This window comes from Brevundimonas sp. SS2672, assembly GCF_059579685.1.
The window spans coordinates 2,105,325-2,125,228 of sequence record NZ_CM184201.1 but is presented as its reverse complement, the minus strand read 5'-3'; the positions used below and the strand labels follow the sequence as shown (position 1 = coordinate 2,125,228).

Annotated in this window: 22 protein-coding genes; 7 read left to right on the top strand and 15 right to left on the bottom strand. The window is 68.7% G+C overall.

Annotated features, from left to right (window positions below; all coding sequences use genetic code 11):
- Positions 1-90: 90 nt before the first annotated feature.
- A complete protein-coding gene (locus tag AC52GN_RS10580; RefSeq protein ID WP_496527017.1) occupies positions 91-1,935 on the top strand; it encodes an ABC transporter transmembrane domain-containing protein in 1,845 nt (614 codons plus the stop codon).
- Positions 1,936-2,148: 213 nt separating this feature from the next.
- Here AC52GN_RS10580 and AC52GN_RS10575 read toward each other — a convergent pair whose 3' ends face one another.
- The 6 genes from AC52GN_RS10575 to AC52GN_RS10550 all read right to left on the bottom strand — a co-directional run bounded on the left by AC52GN_RS10575 (position 2,149) and on the right by AC52GN_RS10550 (position 6,535).
- Positions 2,149-3,189 (bottom strand): glycerophosphodiester phosphodiesterase, encoded by a 1,041-nt coding sequence (locus AC52GN_RS10575; protein ID WP_496527016.1) that lies wholly within the window; start codon positions 3,187-3,189, stop codon positions 2,149-2,151.
- A 253-nt stretch (positions 3,190-3,442) separates the two neighbouring features.
- A complete protein-coding gene (locus AC52GN_RS10570; RefSeq protein WP_125900056.1) occupies positions 3,443-4,249 on the bottom strand; it encodes an inositol monophosphatase family protein in 807 nt (268 codons plus the stop codon).
- Positions 4,250-4,382: 133 nt separating this feature from the next.
- On the bottom strand, positions 4,383-4,949 hold the full coding sequence (gene efp, locus AC52GN_RS10565) for an elongation factor P (RefSeq protein WP_200167699.1): 567 nt from the start codon (positions 4,947-4,949) through the stop codon (positions 4,383-4,385).
- A 127-nt stretch (positions 4,950-5,076) separates the two neighbouring features.
- Positions 5,077-5,613 (bottom strand): tryptophan-rich sensory protein, encoded by a 537-nt coding sequence (locus AC52GN_RS10560; protein WP_496527015.1) that lies wholly within the window; start codon positions 5,611-5,613, stop codon positions 5,077-5,079.
- Between the two features lie 72 nt (positions 5,614-5,685).
- Positions 5,686-6,186 carry a bacterioferritin gene (bfr, locus tag AC52GN_RS10555; RefSeq protein WP_291776578.1) on the bottom strand — a complete coding sequence of 167 codons (501 nt, stop codon included), beginning with the start codon at positions 6,184-6,186 and terminating at the stop codon, positions 5,686-5,688.
- Between the two features lie 163 nt (positions 6,187-6,349).
- Positions 6,350-6,535, bottom strand: coding sequence for a (2Fe-2S)-binding protein (locus AC52GN_RS10550; protein ID WP_291776575.1), 186 nt, complete (start codon positions 6,533-6,535; stop codon positions 6,350-6,352).
- Positions 6,536-6,652: 117 nt separating this feature from the next.
- On the opposite strand from AC52GN_RS10550, the gene thiE reads away from it, so the two are divergent.
- The 3 genes from thiE to AC52GN_RS10535 all read left to right on the top strand — a co-directional run bounded on the left by thiE (position 6,653) and on the right by AC52GN_RS10535 (position 9,973).
- Positions 6,653-7,324, top strand: coding sequence for a thiamine phosphate synthase (gene thiE, locus AC52GN_RS10545; RefSeq protein ID WP_496527014.1), 672 nt, complete (start codon positions 6,653-6,655; stop codon positions 7,322-7,324).
- Between the two features lie 64 nt (positions 7,325-7,388).
- On the top strand, positions 7,389-9,068 hold the full coding sequence (locus AC52GN_RS10540; protein WP_346487383.1) for a sensor histidine kinase: 1,680 nt from the start codon (positions 7,389-7,391) through the stop codon (positions 9,066-9,068).
- A gap of 59 nt (positions 9,069-9,127) precedes the next feature.
- Positions 9,128-9,973 carry a hypothetical protein gene (locus AC52GN_RS10535; protein ID WP_496527013.1) on the top strand — a complete coding sequence of 282 codons (846 nt, stop codon included), beginning with the start codon at positions 9,128-9,130 and terminating at the stop codon, positions 9,971-9,973.
- Positions 9,974-9,977: 4 nt separating this feature from the next.
- Here the strand turns inward: AC52GN_RS10535 and AC52GN_RS10530 are convergent, their stop codons facing one another.
- From AC52GN_RS10530 to AC52GN_RS10515, 4 genes are all read right to left on the bottom strand, one after another.
- Complete coding sequence (locus AC52GN_RS10530; protein ID WP_291776567.1) at positions 9,978-10,313, bottom strand: VOC family protein; 336 nt, start codon at positions 10,311-10,313, stop codon at positions 9,978-9,980.
- Between the two features lie 232 nt (positions 10,314-10,545).
- The gene (gene eco / locus AC52GN_RS10525; protein ID WP_343828909.1) at positions 10,546-11,058 is read right to left on the bottom strand and encodes a serine protease inhibitor ecotin; all 513 of its coding nucleotides are present in this window, start codon (positions 11,056-11,058) and stop codon (positions 10,546-10,548) included.
- 50 nt (positions 11,059-11,108) lie between these two features.
- Positions 11,109-12,299, bottom strand: coding sequence for a thiolase family protein (locus AC52GN_RS10520; RefSeq protein WP_496527012.1), 1,191 nt, complete (start codon positions 12,297-12,299; stop codon positions 11,109-11,111).
- Positions 12,300-12,371: 72 nt separating this feature from the next.
- Positions 12,372-13,208, bottom strand: coding sequence for an acyl-CoA thioesterase (locus AC52GN_RS10515; protein ID WP_496527011.1), 837 nt, complete (start codon positions 13,206-13,208; stop codon positions 12,372-12,374).
- 164 nt (positions 13,209-13,372) lie between these two features.
- On the opposite strand from AC52GN_RS10515, the gene AC52GN_RS10510 reads away from it, so the two are divergent.
- Positions 13,373-13,867 (top strand): winged helix-turn-helix transcriptional regulator, encoded by a 495-nt coding sequence (locus AC52GN_RS10510; protein ID WP_496527010.1) that lies wholly within the window; start codon positions 13,373-13,375, stop codon positions 13,865-13,867.
- Positions 13,868-13,902: 35 nt separating this feature from the next.
- Here the strand turns inward: AC52GN_RS10510 and AC52GN_RS10505 are convergent, their stop codons facing one another.
- A complete protein-coding gene (locus AC52GN_RS10505; protein WP_496527009.1) occupies positions 13,903-14,547 on the bottom strand; it encodes a hypothetical protein in 645 nt (214 codons plus the stop codon).
- Between the two features lie 113 nt (positions 14,548-14,660).
- Between AC52GN_RS10505 and AC52GN_RS10500 the strand changes: the two genes are divergently transcribed.
- Together AC52GN_RS10500 and AC52GN_RS10495 are read left to right on the top strand one after the other, a co-directional pair.
- Positions 14,661-15,356 carry a helix-turn-helix transcriptional regulator gene (locus AC52GN_RS10500; RefSeq protein WP_496527008.1) on the top strand — a complete coding sequence of 232 codons (696 nt, stop codon included), beginning with the start codon at positions 14,661-14,663 and terminating at the stop codon, positions 15,354-15,356.
- Between the two features lie 66 nt (positions 15,357-15,422).
- The gene (locus AC52GN_RS10495) at positions 15,423-15,803 is read left to right on the top strand and encodes a VOC family protein (RefSeq protein ID WP_496527007.1); all 381 of its coding nucleotides are present in this window, start codon (positions 15,423-15,425) and stop codon (positions 15,801-15,803) included.
- A gap of 92 nt (positions 15,804-15,895) precedes the next feature.
- Here AC52GN_RS10495 and mnmA read toward each other — a convergent pair whose 3' ends face one another.
- The 4 genes from mnmA to AC52GN_RS10475 form a co-directional block, all read right to left on the bottom strand.
- Complete coding sequence (gene mnmA, locus AC52GN_RS10490) at positions 15,896-17,062, bottom strand: tRNA 2-thiouridine(34) synthase MnmA (protein ID WP_496528803.1); 1,167 nt, start codon at positions 17,060-17,062, stop codon at positions 15,896-15,898.
- Between the two features lie 176 nt (positions 17,063-17,238).
- Positions 17,239-17,523, bottom strand: coding sequence for a CtrA inhibitor SciP (gene sciP, locus AC52GN_RS10485; protein WP_024353268.1), 285 nt, complete (start codon positions 17,521-17,523; stop codon positions 17,239-17,241).
- A 186-nt stretch (positions 17,524-17,709) separates the two neighbouring features.
- Positions 17,710-19,143: a flagellar hook protein FlgE gene (gene flgE / locus AC52GN_RS10480; protein ID WP_291776546.1), complete on the bottom strand. Its 1,434-nt coding sequence runs from the start codon at positions 19,141-19,143 to the stop codon at positions 17,710-17,712.
- Positions 19,144-19,155: 12 nt separating this feature from the next.
- Positions 19,156-19,902 (bottom strand): flagellar hook assembly protein FlgD, encoded by a 747-nt coding sequence (locus tag AC52GN_RS10475; RefSeq protein ID WP_496527006.1) that lies wholly within the window; start codon positions 19,900-19,902, stop codon positions 19,156-19,158.
- Between the last annotated feature and the right edge of the window lie 2 nt (positions 19,903-19,904).

Genomic DNA, 19,904 nt, shown 5'->3' with positions numbered 1-19,904 from the left:
CTGCGCGTAAATAGAGAACCCGCCGCAGGGCGCGACGGGAGCGAGGGGCGGCGTTTACACCGGGGGGCGTTCCGGGGCAAGAGCGCGGCCATGACCCACGCAGAACCCCAACGCCACGCTCAACCGACAGGCCGCCCCGGCGCCGGGGCCGTTCTGGCCGAGCAGATGGAAGAGGCGGGCGGCAAGCGCGCCAAGAGCCGCAACATTCGTCCCCTCGGGCGGCTGCTGCCCTTCCTGGGGCGGCACAGGATGGATGCAGGCATTTCGGCGATCTGGCTGATCGGTTCGACCGTCGCCTCCCTGGCTCTGACGGCGACGGCGCGCGGGGCCATCGACCAGGGGTTCGAGAGCGGCGGCGCCCATATCGACAAGTGGTTCCTGATCCTGGGCCTCAACGCCGTGATCCTGGGGCTGGCGACGGCGCTGCGCTATTTCTACGTCACCAAGACGGGCGAGCGGATCATCGCCGATCTGCGTCAGGCGCTGTTCCAGCGCATCCTGACCCTGGACCCCGTCTTCTTCGCCCATATGCGCACGGGCGAGGTGCTGTCGCGCCTGACCACGGACATCCAGCTGGTCGACACCCTGCTGACCACCTCGATCAGCTATGCGCTGCGTAACCTGCTGACCCTGATCGGCGGGGTGATCCTGCTGTTCTTCGTCAGTCCGAAGCTGACGGCCTTCGTCCTGCTGATCGTGCCGCTTCTGATCGTGCCGCTGTTCCTGTTCGGTCGGGTCGTGCGACGTCTGACGGTGAAGTCGCAGGACACCTTCGCCGGGGCCGTGGGCTTCGCCGGGGAAAGCGTGGACGCCATCGAGACGGTTCAGGCCTTCGGTCGTGAAAGGAGCGCCATCGGCCGCTTCGGCGCGGCGGTGGAGGAGGCGTTCGGCGTCTCGCTGAAGCGGATGCGGGCGCGGGCGGTGATGACGGCCATGATCATCGTCGTCATGTTCGGCGGCGTGACCCTGGTGCTGTGGCTGGGCGCGCAGGATGTGATCGCCGGGACCATGACGCCGGGCGCCCTGCTGCAATTCGTGCTGCTGTCGGTGTTCGCGGCGGGCGCCGTGGGGGCCTTGGGCGAAAGCTGGGGCGACGTGCAGAAGGCCGCCGGCGCGATGGAGCGCATCGACGAGCTGATGCGGGCGACGCCCGCCATCGCCCCGCCGGCCAGCCCCGTCGCCCTGCCGCAGCCGGCGCGCGGCGAGGTGTCGATGTCGGCGGTGGACTTCGCCTATCCGGGCCGCCCCGACCTGCCGGCGCTGAAGGGCTTCAGCCTGACCGTGCGGCCGGGCGAGACCGTGGCTCTGGTCGGGCCGTCGGGGGCGGGCAAGTCGACGGTCTTCCGCCTGTTGCTGCGTTTCTATGATCCGCAGTCGGGCCTGGTGTCGGTGGACGGCGTGGACGTGCGCGCGGCCGATCCGGTCGATGTGCGCAACCGCTTCGCCTGGGTGTCGCAGGAGGCGCCGCTGTTCTCGGGCTCGGCGCTGGAGAACATCCGCTTCGGCCGCGAAGCGGCCACGCTGGAGGAAGCCCGCGCCGTCGCCGCCGAGGCTCAGGCGCTCGGCTTCATCGACGCCCTGCCGGAAGGCTTCGACACGCCGCTGGGCGAGCGCGGCAAGAGCCTGTCGGGCGGCCAGCGCCAGCGTCTGGCCATTGCGCGCGCCCTTGTGCGCGAGGCGCCGATCCTGCTGCTGGACGAGGCGACCAGCGCGCTCGACGCCGAGAACGAGCGCCTGGTGCAGGCCGCGCTGGATCAGGCGATGTCCGAACGCACCACCCTGGTCATAGCCCACCGTCTGGCGACCGTGCTGCGCGCCGACCGCATCGTGGTGATGGACGGCGGTCAGGTGGTCGAAGAGGGCACGCACGCTGAGCTGACAGCTAAGGGCGGGCTGTATGCCCGGTTGGCGAAGCTGCAGTTTCAGGGAACCTGATCGTAAACCCTCTCCCGGCGGGAGAGGGCTTGAGCGCACGAGAGCGTAGCGATCGTTCTTGCGCGAAAGGGTGAGGGGCTTGTCCTGTCAGTCGGCGGCAGCCGTCGCGCCACGCCCTTCGGCCGACTTCACCCGCGAACCCTCACCCTTTCGCCTTCGCCAATCGCCTTCGGCTCTTGGAGGCTCAAGCCCTCTTCCATCGGGAGAGGGACGTCAGCGTGCGTCTACAGCCGCAGCGGGAAAATCGCTGAACACGGCGTCGACGCCCAGCGCGTAGATCGCCTTCAGCCAGCGCGCCATATCGCCGTGGTCGGCCGGCGCTTCGCCGATGCGGTATTGGGCGGGCAGGAACAGGTTCTCCGCCCGGAAGGTCCAGACCACGACCTTCAGTCCCGCCGCATGGGCGTCAGCCGTGAGGGACGAGGCGTCCAGCGCCCGGCCCGCGTCGTCACGCGGCACGACCATCAGATCCTGCACTCCGATCGCGGCGGCATAGCGGGCGATCTCTGCCAGACCCTCTGACGTCGCCATCTCGGCGTAGGTCACGCCGGGCCGGTCGGCGGGAACGCCGCCCGCCTGCATCAGTTGCAGCAGGGGGGCGTCGATGCGCGCGGCCAGCCGCTCCAGAGTCCCGACCTCGAAGCATTGGATCAGGATGGGGGCGTCGGCGCCAGTCAGGTTGTGGCGCTCCAGCGCGGCGACGAAGGCGTCCTCCATCGGCAGGCCCAGAGCGGCGAAGTGGGACGGGTGCTTCAGTTCGGGCGCAACGCCGATGACGCGGCCGGTGCGGGCGCTGGCGTCACGGGCGATCTCGACCACTTCGTCGAAGGTCAAAATCGGCTCCTGGCCGTCGAAGGCGGCCGAGGCGGGGCGCAGGGCGGGCAGGCGCTCGCGGGCGCGAAGGGTCTTCAGTTCAGCCAGGGTGAAGTCTTCGGTGAACCAGCCGGTGATGGGAACGCCGTCCACGTCGCGGGTGGTGCGGCGCGCAGCGAACTCCGGACGGTCGGCGACGTCGGTGGTCTCGCTGATCTCGTTCTCGTGGCGGACGACCAGACGGCCGTCGCGGGTCATGACCAGATCCGGTTCGATGAAGTCCGCGCCCTGTTCGATGGCCAGATCATAGGCGGCGCGGGTGTGCTCAGGGCGCTCGCCCGAGGCGCCGCGATGGGCGATGACGGTCGGCTTGGCGGGGGGAGCGGACATGGCCGGTTGGCTCGACGACAGGAGGACGGCGGTCAGGATGGCGGCGATCATGCGCGAAGGGTAGGGGGCGGACGTGACAGGCGCGTGATCACGTGACCCTCTCCCGGCGGGAGAGGGCTTGAGCGCACGAGAGCGAAGCGATCGTTCTTGCGCGAAAGGGTGAGGGGCTTGTCCTGTCAGTCGGCGTGAGCCGCGGCGCGACGGCTTACGCCGACTTTCGCCGTGAACCCTCACCCTTTCGCCTTGCCAATCGCGTCGCTCTTGGAGGCTCAAGCCCTCTCCCATCGGGAGAGGGTTGTATGCCTTACGCCTCGCGCAGGATCTTGCGCAGCTTGGCCTGGATTTCCGGGTTGCCGGCGACGATCTGCTTGCCGCTCATGGGGTCGCCGTCCTGGTCGATGGTGGTGACGACGCCGCCGGCCTCGGTGACCAGCAGGATGCCCGCCGCCACGTCCCACGGCTGCAGGTTGCGCTCGAAATAGGCGTCGTAGCGGCCTGCGGCGACCCAGGCGAAGTCCAGCGAGGCCGCGCCCAGGCGACGGATCCCCGCGACCCGCTGGCCGACGGCGTGGATGTCCTTGATGGCCTGTCCGTGGCCAGTCTTGCCGATGAAGGGCAGGCCCGTGGCGATCAGGCACTCGGCCATGTCGGCGCGTCCGGCGATGCGGATGCGGGTGTCGTTCAGATAGCAGCCCTTGCCCTTTTCAGCCCAGAACATCTCGTTCATGACCGGGTTGTAGGTGACGCAGGCCACGATCTCGGACGTGCCGTCGGGATGCTTGCGCTCCAGGCCCACCGTGATGGCGAAGTGGGGCATGGCGTGCATGAAGTTGGTGGTGCCGTCGATCGGGTCGACGATCCAGGTGTGGGTCTTGTCGGTGCCCTCGACCATGCCGCGTTCCTCGCCCAGGAAGCCGTAGCCGGGGCGGGCCTTCAGCAGCAGCTCGAACAGGGTCTGTTCGGCCTTGACGTCGGCGGCGGTGACGAAGTCGCCGGGGCCCTTGCGGGACACCTGGAGCTGGGACACCTCGCCGAAATCCCGGAGCATCGGGCGGGCGGTCTTGCGGACGGCGTCCATCATGACCTGGAGCAGGGCGGAAGCGAGGGCCATAGGCGGTTCTCCTGATCCGTCGATCCTCGAAAGGCCTGCGGCCCGGATGGACGGAGAAGCAAAAGGGGCGCGGACCATCCGCGCCCCTGTAGTCTTTACAGCGCCCGGCCTTGGCCGGGAATGACGGCGTTTGTTAGTCCGCGCGGCGGACGTATTCGCCGGTCGAGGTATCGACGATGATCTTCTCGCCCGTCGACATGAAGGGCGGGATCATGACGCGGATGCCGTTCGAGGCCTTGGCGGGCTTGTAAGACGACGAGGCGGTCTGGCCCTTCACGGTCGGCTCGGTCTCGACGACTTCCAGAACGACCTGTTCCGGCAGTTCCAGGCCGATCGGACGCTCTTCGTGCGACTCGATGATGACCTTCATCCCTTCCTGCAGGTAGGGGATGCGGTCTTCGCCGACCCAGCCCTTTTGCAGTTCGATCTGCTCATAGGACTCGTCGTCCATGAAGACGAGGGTTTCGCCGTTGTCGAACAGATAGGAGTAGTCGCGCTGTTCCAGCGTGACGCGCTCGACTTTGTCTTCCGAGCGGAAGCGTTCGTTCAGCTTGTTGCCGGTTTCGAGGTTCTTGGCCTCGACGTTGGCGAAGGCGCCGCCCTTGCCGGGCTTGACGTGGCTGGCCTTGGTGACGACCCACAGGCCGCCGTTGTGTTGCAGGACCATGCCGGGCTTGATGGTGTTGGCGTTGATTTTCATGAGAACCGTAGGGCTCGTTGCTGGGGGGCGGCAGGCGCCGACCGCCAGGGCGTGGCGCGCCAAATCGCCGGGAGCCCTAGAGGATAAGCCGAAAAAGGGCAATGGCGCTGCTCGGCGACTCGCGGATTCAGGCCGCGTCGTTCAGACTGCGTTCCGCCTGATTGGCCAGGCGCACGCCCATGCCGGTCGGGGCGGCCAGCTTGCCCGCGCCGGGGTCAAGTTTGCGCGCCTCATGGGCGAAGGCGGCGGCCAGACCCGCCGAGGACATGGCGGCCAGAATCTGGGTCCAACGTCCTGTGGGCCGCGCGGCCAGCCAGACGGCGTTGACCGTCTGGGCGACGGCCCACAGGCCCATGGCGGCGTTGCGTCCGGGCCTTGCGGGCGCGTTCCACACGCGCAGGGCCGACAGGGTGGTGGCGGAGAAGACGGCGGGGAGGATTAGGCTGAACGGTCCGCGCGGCCGCTCGGTGATCGGACCCTCGCGTTTTCGGGCGCCGGTCAGGCCGCGTGTCTGCGGGGGAACGGCGCGGGTCGCCACGGCCGTCGCCGCCAGGGCGAAGCCGACGGTCAGCGCCGCGCCCAGGGCGACGTGGCGCCAGTCGCGGCCTTCGGCGTTGAGGAAGTCCGCCGCGTGGTCGCGGGCGGCGTCGAGGGCGTCGTCCATGCTGCTCATGCAGCCAAGAACAACCGGGCGCGGCGGACGTTCCCGCCTTCTGAGGCCGCGCCCGGCCTTGGATCAGTTCCCCGTGGCGGCGCCGTCGGTGACGATTTCCTTCATCGCCGACTGCAGATAATTCTGCGCGCCCATCAGTTGGATCAGGCTGTGCTGGTTCTCGAGGAAGTCGACGTGCTCCTCGGTGTCGGCCAGGATCTTCATCAGTAGGTCGCGGCTGACGTAGTCGCGGGCTTCCTCGCATTGGGTGACGGCGTCGCGGGTCGTGGCGCGGCTGTCGATCTCCAGTTGCAGGTCGGCGCCCAGGCATTCGATCGGGTCCTCGCCGACCTTCAGCTTGTGCAGATCCTGCAGATTGGGCAGGCCGTCCAGGAACAGGATGCGCTTGATCAGCATGTCGGCGTGCTTCATCTCGCCGATCGATTCCTCGTAGATGACGTTGCCGAGGTGGGCCAGGCCCCAGCTCTCGAACATGCGGGCGTGCAGGAAATACTGGTTCACCGCCGTCAGTTCGTTGGTCAGCACCGCATTGAGGGTGCGGATGATCGCGGGATCGCCCTTCATGGTCGTCGTCCTTCAAAAAGCGGCGGCGGAGACGGCCTCGACGCAAGGCCGAGCCTCCTGACCGCCCGTGACGACCTTCATATCACGGCTTTGCAGCCGCTGATTATTTGCGAGTTTTTATCACTGCATTGATAATGCGAGTGAAATCCGCTTTCAAAACCGTCTATTCGGCGGCGATGGCGAAGGCGGTCTGGGTTTCCTGGATCATCTGGCGCATCTCGCACACGCATTTGGCGCACTGGGGCGCGCATTGGTGGCTGGCGAAGATGTCCTTCGGGCGGCTGGCGCCCGCCTCGATGGCGAGGGCGACGTCACGCTGGCGAAGACCGTTACAGTTGCAGACGTACAAGGCGAGGCACCCGGAACACTGAGAATGGCTCGCTATAGCACTTCTTAAGGCGGGTGCAAATCATTCGCATGCACGTGCGACATTGACGGCGCCGACACCGACGGGCAGGGCTCGGCCATGGCTCGTCAACCGCAAATCCCCGCCCGTCCCCCTTGCCGGCTGTACCTGATCACCCCGGCCGCCATCCCGAATCTGGACGCTTTCGCCGCCGATCTGGAGACCGCCCTGGCGTCTGGCGACTGCGCCGCCCTGCAGATCCGCCTGAAGGAGGCCTCGGACGAGGAGATCCGCGCCGCCGTCGCCCGGTTGAAGCCGATCTGCCAGACGCACGACGTGGCTCTGATCCTGAACGACCGCCCGGATCTGGCGCGCGCCACGGGTTGCGACGGGGTGCATGTGGGCCAGGAGGACGCCTCCCTGGCCGAGGCGCGTCGCATCATGGGCGAGGACGCCATGATCGGGGTCACCTGCCACGACAGCCGCCACCTGGCGATGGAGGCGGCCGAGGGCGGGGCGGACTATGTCGCCTTCGGCGCCTTCTTCCCGACGGCGACCAAGGAGGTGGTCCATCACGCCGAGCCCGAGATCCTGACCATCTGGCAGGAGACGATGGAGGTTCCCTGCGTCGCCATCGGCGGCGTCACGGCCGAGAATGCGGGCGGACTGGCCGCGGCGGGCGCGGACTTCGTGGCCGTCAGCGCCGGGGTCTGGGCGCATCCGCAGGGGCCGGCGGCCGCCATGCGGGCCTTCGACGCGGCCCTCGCGGCGGCTTCGGCGACCGTCGCCTGACTTCAGAGGATGTTTAGGAAGCTGGGGCAGGGTGCGAGGCCAGTGTCGCATCGTGGACCCGATCATGACGATGAGCCGCGCGCTCGAAAGGACTGAAGCCGTCGTAGAGCCGTCGGGCCTGGCGCCCGTCGCGCCCCCGTCGTCGCAGGCGAACGCCGCCTTCTTTCGACAGCCTCTGCTGCCGATCCTGACCGCCGTGGGGGTGACGATCCTCGTGGTTCTGGCGATCAGCTTCGCCCGGGCCAATGGCGTGGTCGCGGCCCTCTGGGGCGCCGGCGGCCTGGCGATGGCCCTGTGGCTGCGCGGCGGTCGGGGAGCCGCCTATGATTGCGGCTTCGCCGTGCTGATCGCCGCGGGCGTCCTGGCGGGCGAGTTCCTGAGCGGCAATGGGCCGACCCTGGCTCTGCTTTTCACCGTGGCCAACCTGTTGGAGATCGCCCTGGCGGTGGTCCTGACACGACGGCTGGTGACGGGACTGCACGTCGACAGCGTCGAAGGATTGGCGCGGTTCCTGATGGTTTGCGCCATAGCGCCGCTGCCGTCCGCCGTGTTCAGCGCCGTCGCTCTGCACATGATGATCGGCGTGGATCTGCTGGATTCGCTGCGGATCTGGTGGAGCGGGCACGCCCTGGGTTTCGCTGTCCTGGGCGTGTTCGGCCTGACCCTGCGCCGAAAGCATCTGGATATTCTGCGCCAGCCCGCGCGTCTGGCCGAGGGCGTGGCGCTCAGCGCTCTGATCCTCGGGGCCTGCTACGCCATCTTCTCGCAGTTGAGCCTGCCCTATGGGTTTCTGCTGCTGCCGCTGCTGGTGCTGATGGCGGTGCGCTTCCGCGTGGTCGGCATCGCCTGGGCCCTGGTGATCGTTTCGATCATGGCCATCGGCGGCACCATGGCCGGGAACGGCCCCTATCACGCCTTCGCACCCGAGCAGCGGGCGATGCTGGGCCAGCTTCTGGTGCTGCTGGGCTATATGCCCATCGTCATGGTCGCCGCCCTGCTGGAGGAGCGCGACCGCCTGACCGAGCGGGCTCGCGAGGGCCGGCTGCGGGCCGAACGCGCCTCGGCGGCCAAGTCGCGCCTGCTGGCCAATGTGGCTCATGAGATCAAGAGCCCGATCGGCGGCGTCATCGGCATCGGCGAACTGTGGGCCGGAGGGCACCTGGGCGCGACGACGCCCAACCAGGTCGAGATGGCGCAGATGCTGGTCAAGACGGCCCGCCAGGTCGAGGCCCTGACCCATGATCTGCTCGACGTGGCGCGGGCCGAGGCGGGGGCGGTCAAGGTCGATCTGAGGCCCACCGACGTCACCGGGGTGCTGGAGGACGTGCGCCGCAGCCTGCTGCTGAATCCTGAGGCGGCGGCGGTGAAGATCGACGTCGTGGCCGCCGGCGATCACCTGGTGGCGCGGGCCGATTCCCAGCGCCTGACCCAGGTGGTGGGCAATCTGGCGAACAACGCCGTCAAGTATGGAGCGGCGGGCGGTCTGGTCGTCCTGCGCGCTGCCTGGAGCGGCGACCGCGTGCGCATCGAGGTCGTCGATCGCGGGCCGGGGCTCTCGGCCGAGAAGCAGGCCCAGTTGTTCGAGCCCTTCAATCGCCTGGGGCTGGAGCGTTCGGCCATCGAGGGGCACGGCGTCGGCCTGACCCTGGCCAAGCGGCTGGTGGAGCTGCAAGGCGGCGAGATCGGCGTGACCTCGGCGCCGGGCCAGGGCGCGACCTTCTGGGTGGAGCTGCCCGGCGCCTGATCGTGAAGGGCGAGATGGCCGCTTGACCCGGCGCGGCCCTCGCCGCCAATGTCGACGCCATGAAAACCCTGATCGTCGCCCTGTCGCTTGTCGCTCCGCTGGCTGCGGCGGCGACGCCCGCATCCGCCCAGCAGGACCCGGAGGAGCGCGCCCGCATCGAGGATCTGACGCGTCGGTTGAACGGCGCGCCGCCCGCGCCCCAGAGAGCGGCACCCGAGAGAGCCGCGCCGCCGACAGCTCAGGCCGCGTCTCAGGCTTCGCCGTCAAGACCGACGCCGGCGCCTGCCGCATCCCCGCCTGCGGCTGCGCGCCAGGACCCGGCCGAACGGGCGCGGATCGACGACTTGACCCGCCGCCTGAACGGCGCGCCCGCTTCGCCGACGCCGGCCTCGCCGACGCCGTCATCCGCAGTTCCCCCGCCGGCCCCCCAGCCTCAATCGCCGAGGCCGACGACGCAGCCGCAGGCCGCCCCGCGCACGCCGTCCGCTCCGCCCTCTGCGGCGCCGGTGCGCTCGCCGCAGCCCGCCCCCGCGCCCGCGCCTCAGGGCCTGAGCGCGGCCGAGCGGGCGGCCCTGCCGTTCCGCATCGACCTGCCGCCGGGCTTCCAGCTGGTCGAGGGACGGGCGGCGCCGGGCGCTCACGTCTATTCGGCGCGCAAGGCGGGCAAGACCTATCTGATGATCTACGCCGGGCCTTCCTCGCAATTTCCGATCTATGACGGGGAACAGGTGACGGTCGGCGGCCGCGTCTCGGTGGTGACGACCGAAGGTCAGCGTCGCATCGCCATGGAGCACCTGTTCCAGCGTTCGGCCGAGCCGGCCGAGATCCACGTCTGGTTGATGGCCCAGGACGGCGCCGACCGCGACGAGGCCGAGCGCATCGCCCAGAGCGTGGACCCGAAATAGGGCCTTACTTTTCGGACCAGACGGCCAGTTCGTTGCCGGACGGGTCGCGGAAGTGGAAGCGTCGCCCGCCGGGGAAGGCGAAGATGGCGTGGGTGATCGCGCCGCCCGCCGCCTCTACCCTGGCTTGCATGGCCTCCAGATCGTGGGCGTAGAGAATGGGCAGGGGCTTGGGCGTCATGGCGTCGGGGGTGAAGCCGCCGTCCAGCCCTTCGCTGAACGCCGCATAGGCGGGTCCGTAGTCCTGGAAGCTCCAGCCGAACGCCTGGGCGTAGAAGGCCTTGTGCGCCGCCAGATCCGTCGCGGGCAGTTCGAGATAATCCAGCTTGCCGTCTTCGCGCATGGCGACTCTCCGAGAGAAATGGAGACGGACGCTTGCACGACGGCCGACTCTGCGCAAACCTGCAAATGGTTCGCAAATGCAGGAGTCGGCCCATGATCGTCCTGAGCGCCGGATGCGCCTCCCTGGCCTCGCTGATGCAGCGGGATGCGGATGGAAGACGTGGGCCTGATACAGAACGGGCGCCGATCGAATCCGACCGACGCCCGCGTCTGATTTCAATGAACGGCGGCGATCAGCGCGCCGTCTGGGTTTCGCCCGCACGCCACACGCGATAGCGCACCTCGACGTCCGACGGCGTGTAGACCACCACCGGCAGGCGCGAGTTGTAGCGGATCAGCGGCTGTTCCTGCGTCGTCACGAAGGCTTCGCGCTCCGAGCCCGGAGGGCAGCCCATCAGGGTGCTGGCCGCGTTCCCCAGGGCGGGCAGGACATAGTAGTCGTAGCCCCAGCCCTCGGCGGTGCGGGTTTCAAGGCGGCCGCCGAAGAACTGGCGGTTGCAGTCGACCGTCTGGGTCTTGCCCAGAATCAGCTCGACCTTCAGCGCGTCCTCGTCCGACTGGGCCGGCAGGTTGATGACGTGGCGGGTCTGGCCCGCCGTCGCGGCCGGGAAGGCCTTGAGGTCAGCGGAACCGGCCTGGCCGGTCACGGAGTCAGCCTGGGTCATGGCGCCTTCGGCTTGGGCGGTGGCGCAGGCGGTCAGGCTGAGGGCGGCGACGCCGGCGGTGAGCAGGGCGGGGAGTTTCAAGGGGGAGGTCTCCGTAGTCAGTAAGCTAGGCCGCCGACAACGCCGCAGGCTCAGACGAGTTCCACCGCCATGGCCACGGCCTCGCCGCCGCCGATGCACAGCGAGGCCACGCCCTTCTTGCCGCCGCGCGCCTGAAGCGCCGCCAGCAGGGTCGACAGGATGCGCGCGCCCGAGGCGCCGATGGGGTGGCCCAGCGCCGTGGCGCCGCCGTTGACGTTCAACTTGGCGCGGTCGATGCCCAGTTCCTGCTGGGCGATCATGGCGACGACGGCGAACGCCTCGTTGACCTCCCACAGGTCGACGTCCTCGACCGACCAGCCCGCCTTCTTCAGCGCCTTCTGCATGGCCGGAACCGGGGCGGTGGTGAACAGGCCCGGCTCATGGGCGTGGGCGGCGTGGCTGACCACGCGGGCGACGATGGGCAGGCCCAGGGCCTTGGCCGTGCTTTCGCGCGTCATGACCATGGCGGCCGCGCCGTCGGAAATGGAGCTGGAGTTGGCGGCGGTGATCGCGCCGTCCTTGACGAAGGCGGGCTTCAGCGTCGGGATCTTGGCCGGATCGGCCTTGCCGGGCTGTTCGTCCTCGCTGACCGTCACCGGACCCTTGCGGGTGGCGACCTCGACCGGGACGATCTCGGCCTTGAAGGCGCCCGAGGCGATGGCGTTCTTGGCGCGGGTCAGGCTTTCGATGGCGTATTCGTCCATCGCTTCGCGGGTGAACTGATACTGGGCGGCCGCGTCTTCGGCGAAGACGCCCATGGCCTTGCCGGGGGAATAGGCGTCTTCAAGGCCGTCCATCATCATGGAATCGACGATGACGTCGTGGCCGATGCGGGCGCCGCCGCGGTGCTTGTTCATCAGATAGGGGGCGCCGGTCATCGACTCCATGCCGCCCGCGACGATGACGTCAGCCGTGCCCGCCAGCAGGGCATCGTGCGCCATCATGGCCGATTGCAGGCCCGAGCCGCACATCTTGTTCACCGTCGTCGCCTCGACGTGCTTGCCGAGGCCCGCGCCGATGGCGGCCTGACGCGCCGGGGCCTGGCCCAGACCGGCGGGCAGGACGCAGCCCATGAAGATCTGCTCGACCTTTTCAGGCGCGACGCCCGCGCGCTCGACAGCGGCCTTGACGGCGGCGGCGCCCAGATCGGTGGCCTTGACCGGCGACAGCGCGCCCTGGAAGCCGCCCATCGGGGTACGGGCGAAGGAGCAGATGACGACGGGATCAGCAGCGGCGGTCATGACAGGCGTTTCCGTAATTGAATCGTTTCGAGGGGGATTAGGGGAGGCGAAGGCCCGCTGGCAAGCGGCGCCTCACAACAGCTTGCGGCGCTGGCGGGCCAGGGCGAGCGGGCGGCCGTCCGCGCCCCAGGCGATCGCCTCGTCCACCGACCATCCCAGACCGTGGTCCAGCAGCCGGTATTCGAAGAAGGCCCAGCCGTCGGGCGCGCTGTCCGGCGTCGGATCGGCCAGGAAATCGCAGCGCAGGTCCACCGTCGTCATCATCGGCGGCGCCTTGAAGGCCGTCCAGGCGGGCGGATACAGGGCGTCGAGCAGGTAGCACATCCGCAGTTCGTCCAGCGGCGCGCCGTCCTTCACCCGCATCCAGACCCGCTCGACGACAGGCTTGCCCTCATTGCCGCCCAGGATGTTGGGGCCGCCGTCGAAGCGATAGTCGACGTGCTGAGAGAAGCGCGGGGCCATCGGACCGCTGATGCCCGGCGCGTCCTTCAGGCTGTCCAGCGAGGGCGGCGGCGCCAGCAGGGGCGTCAGCGGCGTGGGCGTCGCGCCGTCGGCGCCGTAGGTGGCGCTGGCGTGGTGGGTCAGCTTCGAGCCTTGGCCGCCTTCGACCACGGCATAGGCGACGTTGCGGCCGCCGCGCAGCATCCGGGGCCGGAAATGCAGGGACTGACCGTAGTGGGCGGCGGCCAGATACTGGACCGTCAGACTGCGCAGCGGCGCCTCGATCCCCAGGCCCTGGCGCATGGCCCCGGCGCACAGAGCCGCCAGCAGGCCGCCGAAGGGGAATCCCGCCTCGGGCGGGGCGCTGATCGGGCCGTTCGAGAACTCGCCCGACAGATGGGCGGCCAAGGTCCCATCGTCCTCGGGCGTCAGGCGGAAGGCGGCGTGGATCAACTCGGGTTCGGTCATGGCTCTCATCGAAAAGCGGAGGCGGAACCTGCGACGGCGCCGCCTCCGAGTCGAGGGAAGGAAACGGCCGGGGAGCGGCCATGTCCGTTGCAAATAGAAACTGACTTACTCCGTCGCGATTGGCAACCCTTGTCAAAAGCCTGACGCGAGGTCACTTTCCGGTCATGGGACGCACCGCCGACTATTCGCGCCAGAGCTGCTCGGTCGCCGCCACCCTCGAGGTGATCGGTGATCCGTGGACCATGCTGGTCATCCGCGACGCCTTCAACGGCGTCCGTCGCTTCGAGCAGTGGCAGGAGCGGCTGGGCGTCGCGCGCAACGTCCTGGCCGCGCGCCTGAAATCCCTGGTGCATCACGGCGTGCTGGAGCCGCGCCCCTATTCCGAACGCCCGCCGCGCAACGAATATGTGCTGACCGCCAAGGGCAAGGATCTGTACGGCGTCCTCGTCACCCTGCACGCCTGGGGCGAGAAGCACGTCTATGGCGACGAGGCGTCGGGCATCGTCCTGCGCCACAAGACCTGCGGCCATGACCTGAAGCCGCGTATCGCCTGCGGCTGCTGCAATGAGATGGTTCGCCCGCGCGAGGTGGAGGTGGTCTTCACCGAGAACCGACCGACCGTCGGCGAGGTCATGCCGGCCAAGGACGAAGCGGCCTGAGAGTCTGCCGCCGGGGGAGGCTGGCGGAATGCCGATCAGCCTGTCTTGTGCTGCGAGACGTCGTCCGAGCCGCCCATGCCCATCCCCATGCCCATGCCGCCCCCTCCGCCGCCGGAGCCGCCGCCCTTGGCGTCATCGCGGCCGCTCTTGCTTCCTGACGGGCGGGCCGGGCCTTGCGGCGGAATGTCGAGGCCGCGCGGGACGGGGGTGAGGTCCAGAGCCTTGCGGATGAAGTCGCGCAGGGAGACGACCAGGGCGTGGGTGCGCACCGGCCGTCCGGCGACGAGGTCGCGCGCGGCCTGTTCGGCCAGGCGCACCTGGTCTTCCGTCCCCAGCAGGATGATGTCGGATAGGGCCGATTCAACCGCATCGCGGATGCGGCGGGCGCGGTCCGAGCGTGCGTGAGCGGCGGCGTCGTCGTCGCCGGCGCCGCCGCGCCGGATGTCGCGCATGTGGCGAGGGTCGACGCTCAGATCGCCAGTGAACGATCCGCCCAGCACCTTATAGGCGGCGATCAGGGTGCGCAGGCGCTCGTTGATCTGGCGGTTCATCCGTTCGCGGCGCTGCTGGATGGCGAACATCATCATCAGCCGTATGCCCATCCCGATCAGCGTGACCAGGGCCAGGCCCAGCAAGGTGGCGAACAGGCTCTGCCATGAGCTGAAGTCGATGCCGCGCAAGGGCGTTCTCCCGTTGGAAATCCATCATGTCCGCTCAGGCTGGGCGGGAGCAAGAGCGTCTCTGTCCGACCCATGCTGCCGCTTTCTGACAGCAAGTCTGTTAAGCTTGCAGAGTGTCGCGCTCCGAACGTCTTCTTGATCTTCTCAACACCCTGCGGCGCCATCGTCGGCCGGTCAGCGGCCGCGCGCTGGCGGAGGAGACGGGCGTTTCCCTGCGCACCCTCTATCGCGACATCGCCAGCCTGCAGGCGCAGGGCGCGACGATCGAGGGCGAACCGGGCGTGGGCTATGTGCTGAAGCCCGGCTATCTGCTGCCGCCGCTGATGTTCACGCCGGAAGAGATCGAGGCCCTGGCCCTGGGCTCGCGCTGGGTGGCCGAGCGGGCGGATGCGCGCTTGCGCGATGCGGCGCTGAGCGCCCAGGCGCGGATCGCGGCGGTGCTGCCGCCGGATCTGCGCGACGAGATGGAGGCCTCGGCCCTGTTCATCGGGCCGGGCGCGCCGATTCCCGCCGATGCGGTCGATCCGGCCCATTTGCGCAAGGCGATCCGCATCGAGCGCAAGCTGAGGCTGAACTATCGCGACGAGGCGGGCGCGGCGTCGGACCGGGTCGTCTGGCCCTTCGCCCTGGCCTTCTTCGACCGGGTGCGGCTGCTGATCGGCTGGTGCGAGCTGCGCGGCGACTTCCGCAGCTTCCGCACCGACCGCATCGTCGAGGCCGAGGTGCTGGAGACCCGCTATCCCACGCGAAAGGCCGTGCTGCTGAAGCGCTGGCACGAGGCCTGCGACCGTCAGGGGCCGCTGCGATGATGCTGACAGAAACTGGCGGCAGATCCGGCTAAGTTCTCCTTCTGTTCAGGCGGAGGGACCTTGACCATGAGCGACGACATTGTGCTGAACGTGGCCGATCCGGACGCCAGCGCGCGTTTCTACGCCGGGCTGCTGGGCCGACGACCGGTCGAGGCGGGGCCGGACCATGCCGTTTTCCTGCTGGCGCCGGGGCGGACGCTCAGCCTGTGGCGCGGGCGAGGCGGAGCGCAGGCGGACCTGCGCATGGAGGCGCCCGGCGTGGTGGATGAACTGCACATCGACTGGTGGGACCGGGGCGCGCGCATCGTCCTGCCGCCGACGGACATGGACGGCGGCCGCGGCTTCGTGGCGCGCGACCCGGACGGCAACTGCCTGCGGGTCTATGCGGCCCATCGGAACCGTCACCCTCGGGCTTGTCCCGAGGGCCCATGGCGGACGTGTGCGTGACCTGAGCGGCTGTCCGCGTGGCTTGCAAATTCAACGAAAAGCGTGTCGCCGCGCTGGGCCCTCGGGACAGCCCCCGAGGGTGACGATGGGGGTTAGACCGCCACGGCTTCGGTCGACTGGATGAAGCCGCCGCCCAGGACCCGTTCGTCGTCGGCCGGATCGTAAAGGACGCAGGCCTGACCGGGTGCGACGCCTTCCTCGCCCTGATCGAAGACCACCTGAACGGCGTCATCGATGAAAGCGAGGCGGGCGGGGGAGGGCTGGCGAGTCGAGCGGACGCGGGCCAGGACCGGAGCGCCGTCGCGGGCGGCTTCCTCGATCGTGGCCTGATCGCCCAGCCAGTTGGTTTCCTCCAGCGTCAGGCGCGCGGTCAGCAGGGCTTCGCGCGGGCCGACGATGACGCGGCGATGGTCGGGGTCCAGCTTGACCACGAACAGGGGCTCGCCCACGGCGACGTTCAGCCCCCGGCGCTGGCCGATGGTGTAGTCGGTGATGCCCGAATGGCGGCCCAGCACCCGGCCGTCCATGTGGACGATGTCGCCCGCTTCGCGCCCCTGCGGCCGCAGGCGGTCGATCAGGGTGCGATAGTCGCCGGTCGGCACGAAACAGATGTCCTGGCTGTCCGGCTTGGCGGCGATGCGCAGGCCCAGCGATGCGGCGACGCCCCGCACCTGCGGCTTTTCCAGGTCGGCGAGCGGGAAGCGCAGATAATCCAGCTGATCCTGCGTCGTGGCGAACAGGAAGTAGGACTGGTCGCGCGAATGATCGACCGCCTTGCGCATCTGCGAGCGGTTGCCGTGCGTGGCGCGGCGGACGTAGTGGCCGGTGGCCATCGCCTCGGCGCCGAGGTCGCGGGCGACGTCCAGCAGGTCGCGGAACTTCACCGTCTGATTGCAGCGGATGCAGGGGACCGGCGTCTGGCCCTTCAGATAGGAATCCGCGAACTGGTCGATCACCGCGTCCTTGAAGCGGTTCTCATAGTCGAGGACGTAGTGCGGAATGCCGATCAGGTCGGCGGCCAGGCGGGCGTCGTGAATGTCCTGACCCGCGCAGCAGGCGCCCTTCTTCTTCAGCGCTTCGCCGTGGTCATAGAGCTGCAGCGTCACGCCCACGACGTCATAGCCCGCCTTGTGCAGCAGGGCGGCGACGACGGTGGAATCCACCCCGCCCGACATGGCGGCGACCACGCGCGCGCCCTGCGGCAGGCCGACGGCCTGTCGCACGCTCTCGATCGCGGCGTCCAGGTCGGCTTGCGACATGGGGGCGATGTCGGGAACGGGGCAGAGGATGTCGTCGGTCAGGGCGTCCATGGTCATCGCCGCCATTTAGGCCCTGATGCGCGCGATTTCGAGGCCTGGCTCGAAACGAAGGCGGGTCCAATGAAAAAGACCGCCCCGTTCTGGAGCGGCCGTGATCATGCGTTCAGGCGAAAAGCCTAGTCGCGGTAGCTCTGGATGCGCGTGGTGCGCAGACCCTGCATGCCCCATTTGTCGATGGCCTTCTGCCAGGCCATGAACTCCTCGGCCGTTAGACGGTACTTCTCCAGGGCGTCCTCCAGGCTGATCAGCCCGCCGCGCACGGCGGCCACGACCTCGGCCTTGCGGCGGATGACCCAGCGGTTCGTGTCCGAGGGCGGAAGATCCCGCAGGGTCAGGGGCGTACCGGTCGGGCCGACCACGTACTGTTCGCCGTTACTGTTAAGGCGTCGCTCTTGCAGCATGGGCTTAAGCCTCTCTCACCACCACCATAGACGCGCAGGCTAGGCCCCCGCCCGCTAAAAGGCTTTTAAGCGTCGTGGTGAAGGAATGGCTAAGACGCATCCGGCCGGTCCGGCGCCTTCTGCGCCGGCTAAAGGAAGGATTCATCGAGTCTAACGAGACCTTGCTCATGGAGTCCTGTTGGCCGATCAGCGCTTGATGTTGATCAGCTCCGCCAGCATCTCGTCGGCGGTGGTGATGATCTTGGACGAGGCCGAATAGGCGCGCTGGGTGGTGATCAGGCCGGTGAACTCGGTCGAAAGGTCGACGGTCGAGGCTTCCAGCTGCTGGGCGCCCAGCAGGCCCGCGCCGCCGGTGCCGGGGGCCTTCAGGTTGAAGGTGCCGGAGTTCTGGCTGACACGGAAGGCGTTGCCCGACACCTCGGTCAGGCTGTCGGCGCTGGGGAAGGTGGCCAGGGCGACCTGGGCGATCTTGCGCATGACGCCGTTGTCGAAGATGGCGGTGACGAAGCCCGCCTCATCGATCTTCACCTCGGTCAGGTTTCCGAAGGCGGTGCCGTTCGTATAGGTGGCCTGGACGATGGAGGTGCTGTCGTACTGCGTCAGGCCGCCCGCCGAGGCGTTCAGGTCGAAGGCGATGGTCTGGGCCGCAATGCCCAGGTCGGCGGCCCAGGCGCCGTCAGCGCCCGCGGTCGCGCCGTCCGACGAGCCCAGCGACAGGCTGGCGTTGGTCGGGTCGTCGAACAGGCCGGTTCCGGCGGCCCAACCCTGCATCTTGGCCACGTCGAGGCGACCGTCCTGGGTGAAGGCGATGCGTCCCGACTTCAGCAGGCCGTCGGTGTTGGTGACCATGTCGGCGGGCGCGCGGATCTCGGCGTACCACTCGTTGGCGTCGGCGCTCTTCAGGAAGGAGACGGTGATGTTGCGCTGCCCGCCCTTGGAGTCGGACACCGGAATGGTGATCTCGAAGTCCGGCTTCACGCCCGTCGCCGGGTCGTTGGCGTACATGGACATGGAGTTGGCGGCGGGGTCATAGGCCGTGACGCCGGCCGGCGGGGGCGTCTGGGCGGCTTCATTGACCGGCTGGCTGGACTTCAGGTTGGCGTTCAGGCCGACGCGGGTCGTGGGTTCGGCCGCGCCGCCGACCGAGCCGACGTTGATGGTGCGCAGGCGGCTCATGTCCGACGGGTCGCTGTTGACCACGCCGTCGGCGTCGACCGGCCAGCCCTGCAGATACAGGCCCGAGGTGTTCTGCAGGTAGCCCAGATCGTCGATCTTGAACGCCCCGGCGCGGGTGAACAGGCGCGCGTCCGAAAGGGTCAGGTTCTCGGACTTCTCGGTGACGACGAAGAAGCCCTGGCCGGCGATGGCCAGGTCGGTGCCCGAGGTGGTGCGCTGAAGCTGGCCCGCCTGGCTGATGAAGTGGCGGGCGGCGGCTTGGACGCCGCCGGCGGAGTAGCTTGCGCCGGCCGTCTGGGCGTTGACGACGGTCGAGAACTCGGTCGACGCGCGCTTGTAGCCGACGGTGTTCACGTTGGCGATGTTCTGCGAGATCGTCGAAAGGGCCGCGGCGTTGGCGGTCAGACCGGACACGCCGGCCATCATGGCGCCGTTGATGCTCATGACTGGGGTTCCTTACGAAAGAAGATTGAGAGGATTGAGTTTCGAGGCGAGGGCGCTGAGCGCGCCGGCGTCCTCTTCGGGATCGGGCTGGGCGGCGGCCTTCTGCTCTTCCAGCGCGATCAGGCTGGACACCGGCATGATCGACTTGCCGATGATGACGAAGGGGGTGTTGTCGTACATCTCGACGCCGGTGACGCGGCCGCGGATCAGCACCTGGCTGTCGACGTCCTTGCCCGCGCCGTCCTTGGCGAGGACCTTCAGCGTATAGACGCCGCCGTCGTCCACCTGACCGCCGCCGGTCGTGGCTCCGTCCCACTTGAAGTCGTGCATGCCGTTGGTCTTGTCGGGAGCCGGGCCGCTCCAGACCACCTTGCCCGAGGCGTCCAGCACCTGAAGCGTGACGTCGGTCGCGTCGGCGGCCAGTTCATAGCTCCAGCTGGCCTCGCCGTCCTCGAAGCGGGTGGCGGACCAGACGGCGGTGGCGTCCTTGCCGATATACTGCGAGGCGCCGGTCAGGCCGTCGCCCTGCTGGGCCCTCAGCAGGCTGGTCAGCAGATCGTTGGTCAGAAGCTGCTGCTCGACGCCCGCCATCTGGGTCAGCTGGGCGGTGAATTCGTTGGGATCGACCGGCGACAGCGGGTCCTGGTTCCTCAGCTGGGTGGTCAGCAGCGACAGGAAGGTCTGGAAGTTGGAGGCCAGCATCTGGCCCCCGGCGTTCACCCGGCCTGCAGCGTTGTTGGTGGAGACGGCGTCAACCATCG

Excerpts from the sequence above, each read along its gene's own strand:
- AC52GN_RS10580 (WP_496527017.1), top strand. The coding sequence starts at position 91 with ATGACCCACGCAGAACCCCAACGCCACGCTCAACCGACAGGCCGCCCC.
- AC52GN_RS10575 (WP_496527016.1), bottom strand. The coding sequence starts at position 3,189 with ATGATCGCCGCCATCCTGACCGCCGTCCTCCTGTCGTCGAGCCAACCG.
- AC52GN_RS10570 (WP_125900056.1), bottom strand. The coding sequence starts at position 4,249 with ATGGCCCTCGCTTCCGCCCTGCTCCAGGTCATGATGGACGCCGTCCGC.
- efp (WP_200167699.1), bottom strand. The coding sequence starts at position 4,949 with ATGAAAATCAACGCCAACACCATCAAGCCCGGCATGGTCCTGCAACAC.
- AC52GN_RS10560 (WP_496527015.1), bottom strand. The coding sequence starts at position 5,613 with ATGGACGACGCCCTCGACGCCGCCCGCGACCACGCGGCGGACTTCCTC.
- bfr (WP_291776578.1), bottom strand. The coding sequence starts at position 6,186 with ATGAAGGGCGATCCCGCGATCATCCGCACCCTCAATGCGGTGCTGACC.
- thiE (WP_496527014.1), top strand. The coding sequence starts at position 6,653 with ATGGCTCGTCAACCGCAAATCCCCGCCCGTCCCCCTTGCCGGCTGTAC.
- AC52GN_RS10540 (WP_346487383.1), top strand. The coding sequence starts at position 7,389 with ATGACGATGAGCCGCGCGCTCGAAAGGACTGAAGCCGTCGTAGAGCCG.
- AC52GN_RS10535 (WP_496527013.1), top strand. The coding sequence starts at position 9,128 with ATGAAAACCCTGATCGTCGCCCTGTCGCTTGTCGCTCCGCTGGCTGCG.
- AC52GN_RS10530 (WP_291776567.1), bottom strand. The coding sequence starts at position 10,313 with ATGCGCGAAGACGGCAAGCTGGATTATCTCGAACTGCCCGCGACGGAT.
- AC52GN_RS10520 (WP_496527012.1), bottom strand. The coding sequence starts at position 12,299 with ATGACCGCCGCTGCTGATCCCGTCGTCATCTGCTCCTTCGCCCGTACC.
- AC52GN_RS10515 (WP_496527011.1), bottom strand. The coding sequence starts at position 13,208 with ATGACCGAACCCGAGTTGATCCACGCCGCCTTCCGCCTGACGCCCGAG.
- AC52GN_RS10510 (WP_496527010.1), top strand. The coding sequence starts at position 13,373 with ATGGGACGCACCGCCGACTATTCGCGCCAGAGCTGCTCGGTCGCCGCC.
- AC52GN_RS10495 (WP_496527007.1), top strand. The coding sequence starts at position 15,423 with ATGAGCGACGACATTGTGCTGAACGTGGCCGATCCGGACGCCAGCGCG.
- mnmA (WP_496528803.1), bottom strand. The coding sequence starts at position 17,062 with ATGTCGCAAGCCGACCTGGACGCCGCGATCGAGAGCGTGCGACAGGCC.
- sciP (WP_024353268.1), bottom strand. The coding sequence starts at position 17,523 with ATGCTGCAAGAGCGACGCCTTAACAGTAACGGCGAACAGTACGTGGTC.
- flgE (WP_291776546.1), bottom strand. The coding sequence starts at position 19,143 with ATGAGCATCAACGGCGCCATGATGGCCGGCGTGTCCGGTCTGACCGCC.
- AC52GN_RS10475 (WP_496527006.1), bottom strand. The coding sequence starts at position 19,902 with ATGGTTGACGCCGTCTCCACCAACAACGCTGCAGGCCGGGTGAACGCC.